Origin of the sequence: Bordetella pseudohinzii, assembly GCF_000657795.2 — a bacterium.
Lineage (GTDB): Bacteria > Pseudomonadota > Gammaproteobacteria > Burkholderiales > Burkholderiaceae_B > Bordetella > Bordetella pseudohinzii.
The window spans coordinates 63485-77840 of record NZ_JHEP02000007.1 but is presented as its reverse complement, the minus strand read 5'-3'; the positions used below and the strand labels follow the sequence as shown (position 1 = coordinate 77840).

The window sequence follows — 14356 nt, the reverse complement described above, 5'->3', positions numbered from 1 at the left end:
TGGCCTTTTGCCGCGGCGCTGCTACAATCGCGCCACTGTCATTGGGGAGTAGCCATCCTTTGTATCCCCAAAGGAGTCAGCGTCAACAAACTTGGTGGTTCATCCCCATGGCGCTGATAGCCTTGCGGCGCCGTTTGGCGGCCACCGCAAGCGCCCGGCGAGACCTTTGGCCACATCGCGTTCACCCCAGCCGGGCGAGCCGCGTTGTCGCGCCAAAGTTATCTGCTCGCTCGGCTGCCCATCATGTTTCTCTCGATATTCCTGTTTCTGCTGGCCGCGGCGATCATCTATTTCGCCTGTGAGTTCTTCGTCAATGGCGTCGAATGGGTCGGACACCATTTCCGCCTCGGCGCCACCGCCACCGGCACCGTCCTGGCCGCATTCGGCACGGCCCTGCCGGAAAGCGCGGTGACTTTCATGGCCGTGGTGTTCGGCCAGACCCCGGAGCAGAAAGACATCGGCGTGGGCGCCGCCATGGGCGGGCCCCTGGTGCTGGCGACCCTGGCCTATGCCGTGGTCGGCCTGGCGCTGCTGCGCGCCCACGGCACGGGTCGCGCCTTGATCATCCAGGCCGACCAGCCGCGCCTGGCGCGCGACCAGGCCTGGTTCATGGGCATCTTTGTGTTCAAGGTGGGCCTGGGCCTGCTGGCCTTTGCCTGGAAGCCCTGGCTGGGCATCCTCTTTCTGGGCACCTACGCGCTCTACGTCAAGCGCGAACTCTCCAACGACGAGGAGTGCCTGGACTGCGAAGACCTCGAACCGCTCAAGCTGCGTCCGCGCGATGCCAACCCCTCGCTGTTCTGGTCCTGTACGCAGACGCTGCTCGCCTTGGTGGTGATCGGCGTCGCCTCTCATGTGTTTGTCCGCCAGATCGAGTTCCTGGGCGTTGCCATGGGGGCATCGCCGCATCTGGCCGCCTTGCTGCTGGCCCCCGTGGCCACCGAGCTGCCCGAAATCATGAATGCCCTGATCTGGGTGCGGCAGGGCAAGGAACGCCTGGCCCTGGCCAATATCTCCGGCGCCATGATGATCCAGGCCACCATCCCCAGCGCGCTGGGGATCTTCATGACGCCCTGGCTGCTCGACGGCCCGCTGCTGGTCGCCGGCCTGATGACGCTGGTGGCCATCATGCTGCTGTGGCTGCGCTTCCGCCAGGCGCGCATGAGCGTGCCGGCCCTGGCCGCCGTGGGCGGCCTGTATGGCGTTTTCGCCGCCTATCTGGGCTGGTATTTCTACGCCTGACCCGCGGCGTGAGCACCCCGGCGCAGGCGCGCCGGGTTTTTTTGCCCAAAACCTTGTCCATCAGTACAAACCCGCGTAAAATCTTGCTGTTTTCAATCTCAGGAGTTGTTCTGTGAACACCGATTCCGGCGACAGTAGTAGTCGATCTTGCATCGACATCGCTGCTTAACAGGATCACGCAGAACCTCTCTGCCGCGCCTGTTAAGCCATGCAGGTTGCGGCGTCCCGCCCAAACGCTCCGGTAAAACGGCCCATGCGTCCCCGACGTAACACGGCCGATGTGCTGGCGAGCTTTTCAGCAGCAAGCTGATCGGACTGGGCAGTCTCCTCAACACTCACGCCAGAACCGCCGTTTTATCGCGCGTGCCCGTCTTGCGCCGTCTGTTTGCGCAAGCGCGTGCCGCGAGAGCCGGTGTGTGTGCTCGCAGCGCGTCTCCGCCTTGCTGTACGGAGGTCGTCATGCGCTTTTTCGACTTGTTCCTGCGTCGCGCCGGTGTGGACCGTGCCGGCGCCCAGAACCGCCGCCAAGGGACGTCGCGGCTGACCGTGGTATGCCCGCGCGATGCGCTGGGCGATGTGCGCAAACAGATCTGCCTGGACTTCTCCGCCGCCGGCCTGAGCGTGGCGCATTTCCAGGTGGACAGCTCCCAGCATGCCGATCTGGCCTCGGCCTGCGTCACCGTCAAGTGTCCGCCCGAACTGCGCGGCGAATTGATGTCGCAGGCCAAGCGCCTGAGCGCCAACCCGGTCGTGCGCCAAGTGCGTTTCGGCGCGCATCCCGCGGGCGCCTGAGGCCCCGCGTCTTCATCTCTTCCACCTTTTCCCTGGAGCGTCCGTCCATGCCCGCTACCGCCGATCCCGAGCCTCGATGGCGCCGGGCGCGCAAGGCGCGACGCCACCCCGCGCGACGCGATATCCGTTCCCTCCGCCGCCGGAGGGGGCGGATCTGACGTCTCCTGGATAAGCCGGCCGCCTGGCCGGCCGCTCGTCGACGCTTCGTTTTCCCGGCGCATCGCCGATTTTCTTCCGGTCGAACCCCGGGGCTGACGCACGTCCGTCGTCAGCGCCCGCCCTCGGAGAATTCCGATGCTGCACGTACTCAAAGCCTTGTTTTCCTCGGCGGCGCAAGTGCGCCATATTGGCCGCTATTTCCGCCGCGATCCCATTCTCGAACAGATCGGCGCCGACCCCGGCGCGGCCGCCGACATGGCCCGCCGCGAAGGCGGGCGCACGCTGGCGCTGGCCTATGCGCCGCTGGATGCGCTTTATGCCGATCTGGGCAGCAGCCCCCTGGGCCTGACCGAGGCCCAGGCCGAGGCCGCGCGCCTGAGGCATGGGCCCAACCAGGTCGACCACGAGCGGCCGCTGTCCTGGCCCATGCACCTGTGGCTGTCTTTCCGCAACCCCTTCAATCTGCTGCTCGCCGCCCTGGCGGCGCTGTCCTGGCTCACCGATGTGTATCTGGCGCAGCCCGATGAGCGCAGCTGGGCCTCGGTCGTCATCATCGGCGGCATGGTGCTGATCGCCACCGTGCTGCGCTTTGCCCAGGAGCGACGCTCCAACCGCGCGGCCGACGCCCTGCGGGCCATGGTGCAGAACACCGCGACGGTCCTGCGTCCCGGCGTGGCCCGCGGCCTGGAGCTGCCCCTGCGCGACCTCGTGCCGGGCGATGTGGTGGCCTTGTCGGCCGGCGACATGGTGCCCGCCGATTGCCGCATCCTGACGGCCAAGGACCTGTTCGTGGCCCAGGCCGCGCTGACCGGTGAATCGCTGCCCGTGGAAAAATCCGCGCAGCCGCGCCCCGGCCTGCGCAATGCGCTGGAGCTGGAGAACATCGTCTTCATGGGCACCAATGTCGTCAGCGGCTCGGCCCTGGCCCTGGCGCTTGCCACCGGCGGGCAAAGCAGTTTCGGTCGGCTGGCCGGCACGGTCACCGCCACCACGCGCGCGCCCACGCAATTCCAGCGCGGCATCAATCGCGTGAGCTGGGTGCTGATCCGCTTCATGCTTGTCATGGCGCCGCTGGTCTTTCTGATCAATGGCCTGACCAAGGGCGACTGGCTTGAGGCGCTGCTGTTCGCGCTGGCGGTGGCCGTGGGCCTCACCCCTGAAATGCTGCCCATGATCGTGACCTCGACCCTGGCCAAGGGGGCGGTGGCCATGTCGCGCAAAAAGGTGGTGGTCAAGCGTCTGGACGCCATCCAGAACCTGGGCGCCATGACGGTGCTGTGCACCGACAAGACCGGCACGCTGACCCAGGACCGCATCGTGCTCGAGCGCCATATCGACGTCGATGGCGCGCCCAGCGACGCCGTGCTGGGCTATGCCTATCTCAACAGTCACTACCAGACGGGCTTGAAGAACTTGCTGGACGTCGCCGTGCTGGAGCATGCCGAGATCGGCCGCCAGCTCGACCCGGCGGCCAACTACCAGAAGATCGACGAGATACCCTTTGATTTTTCGCGCCGGCGCATGTCGGTGGTGGTGAGCGCGCGCGACGGCGACGGCAGCCATGAGTTGATCTGCAAGGGCGCCCTGGAGGAAATCCTGTCGGTATGCGCGCGCGTGAGCACCGCCGATGGCGAGGCCTGGCTGGACGAGGCGGCCCGCGAGGCGATCCGGCGCGGCACGAACGAGCTCAACGCCGAAGGCCTGCGCGTCATCGCCGTGGCCATCAAGCGCCTGGCCGCCGATCATGGCCCCTACGGGGTCGCCGACGAAAACGGGCTGACGCTGGCGGGCTATATCGCCTTCCTGGATCCGCCCAAGGAGTCGGCCGCGCCCGCGCTGCGCGCGCTCATGGCCTCGGGCATCGCGGTCAAGGTGCTGACCGGCGACGTGCTGGCCGTGGCGCGGAAGGTCTGCCGCGAAGTGGGCCTGGACGTCGAGCGCGGCTACCTGGGCGCCGATCTGGACGCCATGGACGACGCGGAGCTGGCCGAGGCCGCCCGCCGCGGCAGCGTGTTCGCGCGCCTCACGCCCGCCCACAAGGAGCGTCTGGTGCGCGCGTTGCGCGCGCAGGGCGCCACGGTCGGCTTCATGGGCGACGGCATCAATGATGCGCCGGCGCTGCGCGCGGCCGATGTCGGTATTTCGGTGGATTCGGCCGTGGATATTTCCAAGGAAGCCGCCGACATCATCCTGCTCGAGAAAAGCCTCACCGTGCTGGAGGACGGGGTGGTGGAGGGCCGCCGCATTTTCTGCAACATGCTTAAATACCTGAAGATGACGGCCAGCTCCAACTTCGGCAACGTCTTCTCCGTGCTGGTGGCCAGCGCCTTCCTGCCCTTTCTGCCCATGCTGCCCATCCAGTTGCTGCTGCAGAACCTGCTCTACGATTTTTCGCAGACCGCCATTCCCTTCGACCGGGTGGACGCCGAGCAGCTGCAAGCCCCGCAGCGCTGGGATCCCGCCGGACTCGGCCGCTTTATGGTGTTCTTCGGCCCCATCAGCTCGATCTTCGACATACTGACCTTTGCATTGATGTGGTACGTTTTCGGCGCGAATGCTCCGGCGCATCAGTCCTTGTTCCAGTCCGGCTGGTTCGTCGAAGGCCTGCTGTCACAAGCCCTGGTTGTGCATCTGATCCGCACGCGCCGTATTCCTTTCGTGCAAAGCCGCGCGGCGCCCGCCCTGCTTGTCATGACAGCACTGGTGATGCTTGCCGGCCTGTTGTTGCCCTTTACGCCCCTCGCGGCCTATTTCGACATGCAGCCTCTATCCTGGATGTATTTCCCCTTGCTCGCGGTCATCCTGCTGGGTTATGCCGGCCTGACCCAGCTTCTCAAAAACGTATGGGTGCGGCGCCATGGCTGGCAATAAGAGAGCTTGCGGCCCGCGCCGGGCCCTGGGCCTGCTCCTGGCCGCCTCGGCCTGGGCGGGCGGCGTCCACGCCGATGAAACCGTCTTGCAACTCTATGGCGTGGTGGACGCCGCCGTCTCCAGCACCCATGTCAGCGGCGGCGGCGAGTCGGCCGGCACGCGCGGCGGCGTCCTCTCGGGCGGGCAGACCGACAGCCTCTGGGGCCTGCGCCTGACCGAGCCGCTGGGCAATGGCTGGCAGGTCAATGCCGGCCTCGAAAGCGGCTTTGACGCCGGCAACGGGCAGTCCGACAACCCTGGCCAGCTGTTCAACTATGGCAGCTGGGTGGGGCTGGCCAGCGACAGCCTGGGCGAGCTCCGCCTGGGGCGGCAGTCCACCATCGGCATGGACTATGGCAGCGCCCTGGAGGTCGCCTCCTGGCGCGAGATGGGCATGGGGGCCTTGTTCAAGGCATCCGACAACTATCGCCGCGACAACCTGCTCAATGTCTACACGCCGCAATGGGGCGGCTGGCAGGCCGGCCTGGGCTATGCCTTCGATGCGGCCGGGCCTGACGGCCCCTCGCCGCGGGGACGAGGCCATGCCTGGAGCGCCGGCCTCAAGTACGAGGCCGAGCCCTGGCTGGCCGTGCTGACCTGGGATCGCCTGCATCCGGGCGCCGGCAGCGCGGCGGCCGGGCGCGCGCCCACGGCCTGGCAGGCCGGCCTGGCCTATCAGGCCGAGGACTGGAAGGTCTCTCTGGCCTGGTCGCGCCAGCGCGACGGCTTTGTCGGGCAGGATGGCGGCGGGGTCGAGGGATTGGGGCCGCTGGCTTTTGTCCAGGGCGGCCGGGCCGATGCCTGGCTGCTGGGAGCCGAGCTGCCGGTTGGTGCCGCCTCGGCCGTCCTCCTGCAGGCATCGCTGGCGCGCCCGAACTGGCACTGGGACAACGGCCAGCGCGCGCGCACCGTGCAGCTCTACACCCTGGGGTGGCGCCAGGATCTGTCGGCGCGCACCAGTGTCTACGCCTTTGTCGGCCGCCTGCTCAACGGCACATTGGATGACAGCTTCACGCCGGAGGCCAGCAGCACCACGCGCGTCGCCGTGGGACTGACTCAGCGGTTCTAGCTACAATCGGATCCAGGCGGCCGCCCTGCGGCCTGGCGCAGCGTTCAGGTTTCCTGGAGGTCCGGTCGCGGCATGGATGTTCTCGCTTGGCTCATTCCCTGGGAGTTCTCTCCTACGCTGGTGCTGGCCTTTGCCGCGGCCATCGTGCTCTTCGTGCGCGGCCAGCGCGTGCATCGCGTCACGCTGGCGCGCCAATTATGTTTCTGGAGCGGCATGGCGCTGCTCTATCTGTCCCTGCATACTCGGCTGGACTATTACGCCGAGCGCATGTTCTTCATCCATCGCGCCCAACACCTGGTTCTGCATCATCTCGGGCCCTTGCTGGTCATGGCCGCGTTTCCGGGTTCGGTGATGCGCGCCGGCCTGCCCCTGGCCTGGCGCCGCCGCCTGCGCGACGCCTTGGCCACGGCCTGGGGCAGGGCGCTCGTGGGCCTGCTCACGCACCGTATCCTGGTGCCCGTGCTGTTTGTCTTCCTGGTGCTGGTCTGGCTGCTGCCCGCCGTCCAGTTCTATTCCATGCTGGACTGGCGGCTGTACCGGCTGATGAACTGGTCCGTGGTCATCAGCGGCTTCATGTACTGGAACCTCATCCTGGACCGCCGTCCCAGCCCGCCGGCCGCCATGTCACCGGGAGGGCGGGTGCTGTCTCCCATCCTGACCATGGCGCCGCAGATGGTGGCGGGCGCGGTCATCGCCTTTACCGAGAGCGATATCTATCCGCTGTTTGAGTTGTGCGGGCGCGCGATCGCCATGTCGGCCCAGACCGACCAGACCATAGGCGGGCTCACGATGTGGATTCCCGCGGCGCTGGTCGAGGTGGTGGGTTTGCTGGTGGCCCTGGGCACGCTGATGCGGCTATCCGCCAAGGGGCGCCTGCGGCGCGTCGATCGCATGGCCCGGCAGGCGCCGGGCCCGGCCCAGGGCGGGGCCTGAGGCCCGCCTTCCTTTAGTCGGGGATCAGGCCGTGGTACTTGCGGCCGAAGGCGACCGTGGCCTGGAACATCCCGGCCTTGCTGCCGCAATCGAAGCGGCGCCCCTCGTAGCGATAGGCGAATACCGGGCGGTCGCGCATCATCGCCGCGATGCCGTCGGTGAGCTGGATTTCATTGCTCTTGTCCATCTGGGTGGCGCGTAGATGATCGAAGATCTCCGGCTCCAGCACATAGCGTCCCACCACGGCCAGCGTGGACGGCGCCTGCTCGGGGGCGGGCTTTTCCACCATGTGGGAGACACGTTCGGTGCGCGGCGCGACTTCGGTGGCGGCCACGATGCCGTACTTGCGGGTGTCCTCGCGCGGGACTTCCTGCACGCCCAGGACGCTGCCCTCGTGTTCCGCGGCGCAGGCGATCAGTTGCGACAGCACCGGCGTGTCGGCGTCGATAAGGTCGTCGGCCAGCAAGACGGCAAACGGCTCATCGCCCACGGCCGGCGCGGCGGTGAGCACGGCGTGGCCCAGGCCTAGCGGGGCGGACTGGCGGATATAGATACAGTTGACATGGGGAGGCAGGATATCGCGCACCAGGGCGAGCAGTTCGTTCTTGCCTTTTTTCTCGAGGTCGGTTTCAAGCTCGGGCGCCGCGTCGAAATGATCCTCGATGGCGCGCTTATTGCGGCCGGTGACGAAGATCAGGTCGGTGATGCCCGCGGCCACGGCTTCTTCCACGGCGTACTGGATCAGGGGCTTGTCGACCACGGGCAGCATTTCCTTGGGCATGGCCTTGGTGGCGGGCAAAAACCTCGTCCCCATGCCAGCAACGGGAAAGACGGCCTTTCGCACGGTTTTCATCGAGACTCCAACAAAATTGATCGATAGATAGGTTGATGGCAAAAACTTTTTCCGGCTCTGGCTATCATAGAACCATGAACCGCCATATCCGCTTATTTTCGCTCAAGGCTGGAAATCGTTCATTGGCCGCGCTTCTTTGCCTGGCGCTGGGCTTGCCCGTGGCGCCGGCCATGGCCCAGCCCATGGGGCTGCCCTCCATGGGCGCGGCCTCGTCGGCGGACCTGTCTCCCGCCCTGGAAAGGCAGCTGGGCGAAGCCATCATGGCGCAGGGGCGGCGCGATCCCACCTACGTCAATGACCCGGAGCTGGCGCAATATCTCACCGCCATGGGGCGCAAGCTGGCCTCGTTTTCGCCCGGGGGCGTGCCCGAGGTCGAGATGTTCGGGGTGCGCGATCCCGAGATCAACGCCTTCGCCATGCCGGGCGGCTTCATCGGCGTCAATACCGGGCTGATCGTCTCCTCGGCCAGCGAGTCCGAGCTCGCCGCGGTGCTGGCCCACGAAATCGGCCACGTCGTGCAGCGCCATATCGCGCGCGGCATGACGCAGCAAAACCAGAACAGCGTGGTCATGATGGCCAGCCTGGCGGCGGCCTTGCTGGCCGCGCTGGCCGGCGGGGGCGGCAACCTGGCCATGGGCGTGGCCGCCTTCGGCCAGGCGGCCGCCATCAACCGGCAGCTGGGGTTCTCGCGCGATGCCGAGCGCGAAGCCGACCGGACCGGGCTGCAAATGCTCTCCCGCGCGGGCTATGACCCCTCCGGCATGGCGCGGATGTTCGAGCGCCTCATGAACGCCTCGCGCCTGAACGAGGGCATGGGCGGCGGGGCCTGGGCCAGCACCCACCCCCTGTCCATCGAGCGGATGTCGGATGTGCAGAACCGCATCCGGGAGCAGCGCGCCTCACGCTATATCGACAGCGATGATTTCTGGTTCATACGGGCCAAGATGCGCGTGGTCCAGGGACGCGACACCGCCGGCCTGCGCACGGCCCAGCAGCAGTTGCAGGACGAGAGCCGGGCGCTGTCGGGTGTGCGCCGCGCGGCGGCGCAGTACGGCCTGGCCTATTACAACTTCCAGCGCAATGACCTGGCTCAGGCGCAGAGTTTTCTGGATCAGGCCTCGGCCGAGGGGCGGACCTCGCCGCAGATGGCCAAGCTCGCCATCGATATCGCCGCCGCGCGCAAGGACAGTGCGCGCCAGCTGGCGTTGGCGCAGGCCGCCATCAAGCAGTGGCCCGACCGCCGCGCCCTGGGCATGGCCTATGCCCAGGCTTTGCAGGACAACGGCCGCAATCCCGAGGCCCAGGCCTATCTGCGCCAGCGCATCCAGCAATGGGGCAGCGACGAGCCCGAACTCTATCAATTGTTGGCGCAAAGCCTGGAGCGCACCGGCCGGCCGGTCGAGGCGCGCCGCGACATGGCCCGCTTCTATGTGGCCACGGGCGCCTATGCCGCGGCCGAGTCGCAGCTGCAGCAGGCGCGCAATATGTCCACGGATTTCTATGAGCAGTCCCAGATCGACGTGCAGATCCGGGAGGTCAAGCAGAAGCTGGCCGACGAGCGCGCGCTGCTGGAGCGTTTCCGCTCTGGCTAGGCGGCGCGGCGGCCTATTTGCCGGTCTCGAAGAAGCGGCCCAGCCGCTGCGGCAGCCAGTTCAGGTGGGCCGGGAAGGGGCCGGTCGGGAAACCCGCGTGGCCGCCCGCGGCCGGCTGGTGCAGCAGCACGGCGTCGGCGCACTCGGCGGGCACCGGCAGCGCGCTTTCCGGCAGGAAAGGATCGTTGCGCGCATTGAGCACCAGCGTGGGCACGGCGATCTTGGCCAGCCAGGGCTTGCTCGAGGCGCGTGTCCAGTAATCGAGCGCGTTGCGAAAGCCATGCATGGGCGCGGTATAGGCGTCGTCGAAGTCGCGCAGGTCGCGCGCGTGCGCGATGCGCATGACATCGATGGCGCCCGGGAAGCGCTTGGCCTTTTCGAGCACCTTGTGTTTCATGGTGCGCAGGAAATAGGGCGTGTAAATGCGCCGGCCGAAAAAACCCTGGCATAGCGCCTTGCCGCCGGCCACCAGGTCCAGCGGCACGGACACGCCGGCCGCGCCCGCCAGCCATTGCGTGCGGTCGGCGTGTTCGCCCAGGTATTTGAGCAGGGCATTGCCGCCCAATGACACCCCCACGGCGTGCCAGCGCGCCTGCGGAATGCGCGCGCGCACCGTCTCCAGCATGAAGCCGACTTCTTCGGAATCGCCGGAGTAATAGGCGCGCGCCAGGCGGTTGGGCACGCCGGAGCAGCCGCGGAAGTGCGCGATCGCCACGATCCAGCCCCGCGCGCGGAAGTGATGGGCGATGGACTGGGCATAGCGGCTGTCGCTGCCGCCTTCCAGCCCATGGAACAGCACCAGCGCCTGGGTCTCGGCGCCGCGGGGCAGGGAGTTCCAGTCTTCGGGCTGCATCCAGCGCGCCGCGGCGGTCTTGCCGTTGACTGGCGCATCGCCCGTGACGGCGCGGCCGTCGGCCGCCTTGTGCGGGAACAGGCCCGGCCCGGTCCAGTCGAAGTCGACGAAATCGGTGTCCGGCGTATCCACCCGCTCGCGCACGAAGGCGATGCGGTGATATTGGGCCAGCGAGGCCGCGTACAGCGTCTGGCTATGGCCATCGGGCAGCCAGGACGGGACGGGGCAGGCGGTGAGGTCTATCCGTGTTGCAGCCAAGGAGAGTACCTAGTGCAACCGGTCGGGGACGTCATGCAGATCCAGCACGCCCGCTTCAGCCGGCGCCTGGGAGGCATGGTGCATGACCATGCGCCAGCCCGTCGGCCCTTTGTGATAGATATTGGTGGCGTAGCAGTTGGCGAACTGGGTGCCTTCCCGCGTGAGGACGGTGATTTGTTCGACCAGGATGTGGACCGCGCACATCATGCTCTGCACCACGACCGGGCGCAGGGGGCGGATGTGCAGCGGCCCATTGGCCAGGACCTGCTGCCAGGAGTCGCGCACGGCGGTATGACCCACGATGCGCAGGCCGCCCGGATGGATGCAGACGACTTCTTCGTCGTCGGCCCAGATCTGCATGAGCCGGTCTGCATCGGCCTGCTCAAGGGCTTCGTAGAAAGCGTGCTCGGCTTCGTCGGGGGTGGCGAACATGGCTGCGGGGCTAGCGCGCGTGGCGCGGGGGTTAGTGGCCGTGGACGACCGTGCCGGGTTTGAGCCGGTACTCGGTGCCACAGTAGGGGCAGCGGGCGCTGCCGGTGTGGGCGACGTCGAGGAAGACGCGCGGATGCATGCTCCACAGGGGGGCCTTGGGGCCGGGGCAGTACACCGGGAGATCTTCGGCGCCGACTTCGATGGCGTTTTGCGCGGCTTGGGCAGCTGCGGTCATGGGACGTTCCTAAAAAAACGTAAGACGATCAATCGTGGGAAAGGTTCATCGCCGCCGGGACGTGGCCGGCGGCATGGCACGGGAGGGGGCGCGGAAGGGGCGGCCAGCGACGGTGCGGCCGGCGAAAACGGCCCGCCCGGCGGCATGGGCCGTCCGGATGAATCCATTGCGATGAGCCATCGGCATGCCTTCCTCCTTCCAGTGCGCCGTATTGTATCAAGCAGGAAGGTTACAATAAGGGTCTAATCGTGCCTTGGTCCTGTGCCGGGGCGCAAGCCCCGCTTTCATCCTATTCCCGTGAGCCCCATGTCGTCGTTCCGCCAGAGGCCAGGCCGTGGCTTCTGATTCTTCCGACTGTACGCTTGAAGAGACCCAGCAGGCCCGCCGCGAGCGGATCGAGGCATTCCGCCAAGGGGTGCATGCGATCATCCCGGCCCTGATCGCCACCGGCACCTGGGGCCTGGTGACCGGCGTGGCCATGGTCAAGTCCGGCCTGACCGAGTCCATGGCCCTGGCCATGACGCTGCTGCTGTATGCCGGCTCGGCCCAGCTGACCTCGCTGCCCCTGATCGCCTCCGGCGCGCCGCTCTGGCTGGTCTTCGCGGCCGGCTTCGTGGTCAATCTGCGCTTTATTATTTTCGGCGCGGCCCTGCAGCCCTATTTCCGCCATCTCAGCTGGCCCAAGCGGCTGGGGCTGGGATATTTCACGACCGACATGGGGTTCGTGCTGTTCATGCCGCGTTATGGCGAGGCCAGCGTGCGCGGCACGCGCGAGCAGCTCTGGTACTTCCTGGGCACCATCAGCCCGGGCTGGGTGGTCTGGCAGACGTCCTCCATTGTCGGCATTTTCCTGGGCAGCATGGTGCCCTCGGCCTGGTCGCTGGATTTCGCCGCCGTGCTGGCGCTGATGGCGATTACCGTGCCGCTGGTCAATTCCCGGCCCATGGTGGTGTCGGTGCTGGCCGCCGGCCTGGTGGCCTGGGTCGGGCAGATGCTGCCGCTGCGCCTGGGGCTGGCCGCCGCCGTGATCGCCGGCATCGTCGCCGGCATCTGGGCCGAGCGGTATTTCAAACGGCCGGCACGCTGATGAACGACCACGAAACCTATATCTACAGCGCCATTCTGCTGCTGACCCTGTGCAGCGTGATCACGCGCGCCGGCTATATGCTGTTTGGCGACTACCTGCCGCTGCCGGACTCGGTGCGCCGCGCCTTGCGCTATGCGCCGGTGGCCGCCCTGACGGCCATCGTGGTGCCGGACTTCCTGCCCTGGAAAGCGGGCCTGGGGCCGGTTTTCGACTACAAACTGGTCGCCGGCCTGCTGGGCGTCATTGTTTTCCTGCGCACCCGCAGCGCCGTGCTGGTCATCGTGGCCGGTATGCTGGCCCTCTGGGGCCTGCGTTGGCTGGCGGCCTGAGCGGCGCCGGCCGGGCCCATCCAGGCCCCCTTGGGACCCCCTCCGGGGGGCTGTCGCGCGGCTGCGCTAAAATAAAGTTATCCACAGCAATCCGGGCGAGCCGCAATCCGTTTTGTTCTTTTCCCGTGGCCCCGGTATCTGCCTATCCCGATGACTGAATCTACCTCCTCCGCCGCGCCCTCATCAGAGGTGCGCACTTTCGCCGAATTCGGACTTCATCCGTTACTGCTCAAGTCCATTGCCGAGACGGGCTACACCAGCCCCACGCCTATCCAGGCGCAGGCGATTCCGGTCGTCGCGGAAGGACGCGACGTCATGGGAGCCGCGCAGACCGGCACCGGCAAGACGGCCGCGTTCACGCTGCCCATTCTGCATCGCCTGATGCCGCTGGCCAATAGCAGCGCATCGCCCGCCCGCCATCCGGTGCGCGCCCTGATCCTGACGCCCACCCGCGAGCTCGCCGACCAGGTCTACGAAAACGTCAAGCGCTACAGCCTGCATACGCCGCTGCGTTCGGCGGTGGTCTTTGGCGGGGTGGATATCGGTCCGCAGAAAGAGGCCTTGCGCCGCGGCTGTGAAGTGCTGGTGGCCACGCCTGGCCGCTTGCTCGACCACGTCGAGCAGAAAAACGTCAATCTGGGCCAGGTCGGCATCCTCGTGCTGGACGAGGCCGACCGCATGCTGGACATGGGTTTTCTGCCCGACCTGGAACGCATCATCCGTCTGCTGCCGCCGCAACGCCAGGGCCTGCTGTTTTCCGCCACCTTCAGCAACGAGATCCGCAAGCTCGGCCGCTCCTATCTCAACCAGCCGATCGAGATCGAGGTGGCGGCGCGCAATGCCACCGCCGACACGGTCACGCAGATCGCCTACCAGATGTCGGGCGAAGCCAAGCGCGCCGCCGTCGTGCATCTGGTGAAGTCGCGTGGCCTGAAGCAGGTCATCGTGTTCTCCAATACCAAGATCGGCACGGCCCGCCTGGCGCGCCAGCTGGAGCGCGACGGCGTGAAGGCCGAGTCCATCCACGGCGACAAGTCGCAGGCCGACCGCATGAAGGCGCTCGAAGCCTTCAAGGCCGGCGAGCTGGAAGTCCTGGTGGCCACCGATGTGGCCGCGCGCGGTCTGGATGTCGCGGGCGTGCCCTGCGTCATCAACTATGACCTGCCGTACAACGCCGAAGACTATGTGCATCGTATCGGCCGCACGGGCCGCGCCGGGGCCAGCGGCGAGGCCATCGCGCTGTTCACGCCCGAAGAAGAACGCTATCTGCTGGATATCGAGAAGCTGATCAAGCGGCAGGTGCCGCGCGGCAAGCTGGAGATTCCGGCCGAATTGCTGGCGCACAGCCATGGCCGGGGCGGCGAACGCGGCAGCAGCCGCGAAGGCCGCGAGGGCGGCCATCGCGAAAGCCGTGAAGGCGGACGCGACAGCAACCGCCGCGCGCCGCGCCAGCCGGTCGATGATTTTTTCTACAAGCCCTATGTGCCCGCCGCGTCGAGCGCCGAAGCCGAGGCCGAGGCGCCGCGCGCGCCCGCCACGGGCAAGCGCCAGCTGGCCGTGCTGCTGGGCGGCAGCCGCAAGCCCAACTGACCGGGCGCCTCTTCTGGCGCGG

13 protein-coding genes and 1 riboswitch are annotated in these 14356 nt (G+C 67.2%); of the genes, 9 read left to right on the top strand and 4 right to left on the bottom strand.

Going from position 1 to position 14356, the window contains the following annotated elements; all coding sequences use genetic code 11:
- The first annotated feature begins 31 nt into the window (after nucleotides 1-31).
- Nucleotides 32-156, top strand: a riboswitch (yybP-ykoY riboswitch).
- Between the two features lie 87 nt (nucleotides 157-243).
- The 5 genes from L540_RS10845 (at nucleotide 244) to L540_RS10825 (ending at nucleotide 7105) form a co-directional block, all read left to right on the top strand.
- Nucleotides 244-1242, top strand: a complete 999-nt coding sequence (locus tag L540_RS10845) for a sodium:calcium antiporter (RefSeq protein ID WP_043213749.1) — start codon at nucleotides 244-246, stop codon at nucleotides 1240-1242.
- 459 nt (nucleotides 1243-1701) lie between these two features.
- A complete protein-coding gene (locus L540_RS10840) occupies nucleotides 1702-2034 on the top strand; it encodes a hypothetical protein (protein ID WP_043213369.1) in 333 nt (110 codons plus the stop codon).
- A gap of 294 nt (nucleotides 2035-2328) precedes the next feature.
- Nucleotides 2329-5064: a magnesium-translocating P-type ATPase gene (gene mgtA / locus L540_RS10835; RefSeq protein WP_043213371.1), complete on the top strand. Its 2736-nt coding sequence runs from the start codon at nucleotides 2329-2331 to the stop codon at nucleotides 5062-5064.
- Nucleotides 5051-6172 carry a porin gene (locus L540_RS10830; RefSeq protein ID WP_043213373.1) on the top strand — a complete coding sequence of 374 codons (1122 nt, stop codon included), beginning with the start codon at nucleotides 5051-5053 and terminating at the stop codon, nucleotides 6170-6172. The genes mgtA and L540_RS10830 overlap by 14 nt, the downstream gene beginning before the upstream one ends.
- A 72-nt stretch (nucleotides 6173-6244) precedes the next feature.
- Nucleotides 6245-7105: a cytochrome c oxidase assembly protein gene (locus L540_RS10825; protein WP_043213375.1), complete on the top strand. Its 861-nt coding sequence runs from the start codon at nucleotides 6245-6247 to the stop codon at nucleotides 7103-7105.
- A gap of 13 nt (nucleotides 7106-7118) precedes the next feature.
- Here the strand turns inward: L540_RS10825 and galU are convergent, their stop codons facing one another.
- Nucleotides 7119-7958 carry a UTP--glucose-1-phosphate uridylyltransferase GalU gene (galU, locus tag L540_RS10820; RefSeq protein WP_043213376.1) on the bottom strand — a complete coding sequence of 280 codons (840 nt, stop codon included), beginning with the start codon at nucleotides 7956-7958 and terminating at the stop codon, nucleotides 7119-7121.
- Nucleotides 7959-8032: 74 nt separating this feature from the next.
- Between galU and L540_RS10815 the strand changes: the two genes are divergently transcribed.
- A complete protein-coding gene (locus L540_RS10815; RefSeq protein WP_048026276.1) occupies nucleotides 8033-9550 on the top strand; it encodes a M48 family metalloprotease in 1518 nt (505 codons plus the stop codon).
- Between the two features lie 13 nt (nucleotides 9551-9563).
- Here the strand turns inward: L540_RS10815 and L540_RS10810 are convergent, their stop codons facing one another.
- Genes L540_RS10810 through L540_RS10800 form a run of 3 tightly spaced genes read right to left on the bottom strand, consistent with a single transcriptional unit; the run spans nucleotide 9564 to nucleotide 11328 of the window.
- Nucleotides 9564-10661: a YheT family hydrolase gene (locus tag L540_RS10810; RefSeq protein WP_043213380.1), complete on the bottom strand. Its 1098-nt coding sequence runs from the start codon at nucleotides 10659-10661 to the stop codon at nucleotides 9564-9566.
- Nucleotides 10662-10670: 9 nt separating this feature from the next.
- On the bottom strand, nucleotides 10671-11093 hold the full coding sequence (locus L540_RS10805; protein ID WP_043213382.1) for a YybH family protein: 423 nt from the start codon (nucleotides 11091-11093) through the stop codon (nucleotides 10671-10673).
- A gap of 31 nt (nucleotides 11094-11124) precedes the next feature.
- On the bottom strand, nucleotides 11125-11328 hold the full coding sequence (locus tag L540_RS10800) for a zinc-finger domain-containing protein (RefSeq protein WP_029578974.1): 204 nt from the start codon (nucleotides 11326-11328) through the stop codon (nucleotides 11125-11127).
- 415 nt (nucleotides 11329-11743) lie between these two features.
- Between L540_RS10800 and L540_RS10795 the strand changes: the two genes are divergently transcribed.
- The 3 genes from L540_RS10795 (at nucleotide 11744) to L540_RS10785 (ending at nucleotide 14334) form a co-directional block, all read left to right on the top strand.
- Complete coding sequence (locus L540_RS10795; protein ID WP_109842487.1) at nucleotides 11744-12415, top strand: AzlC family ABC transporter permease; 672 nt, start codon at nucleotides 11744-11746, stop codon at nucleotides 12413-12415.
- Entirely contained in the window at nucleotides 12415-12744 is a 330-nt protein-coding gene (locus L540_RS10790) for an AzlD domain-containing protein (protein WP_043213387.1), read from the top strand. The genes L540_RS10795 and L540_RS10790 overlap by 1 nt, the downstream gene beginning before the upstream one ends.
- Before the next feature lie 150 nt (nucleotides 12745-12894).
- Entirely contained in the window at nucleotides 12895-14334 is a 1440-nt protein-coding gene (locus tag L540_RS10785) for a DEAD/DEAH box helicase (protein WP_109842486.1), read from the top strand.
- Nucleotides 14335-14356: the final 22 nt, after the last annotated feature.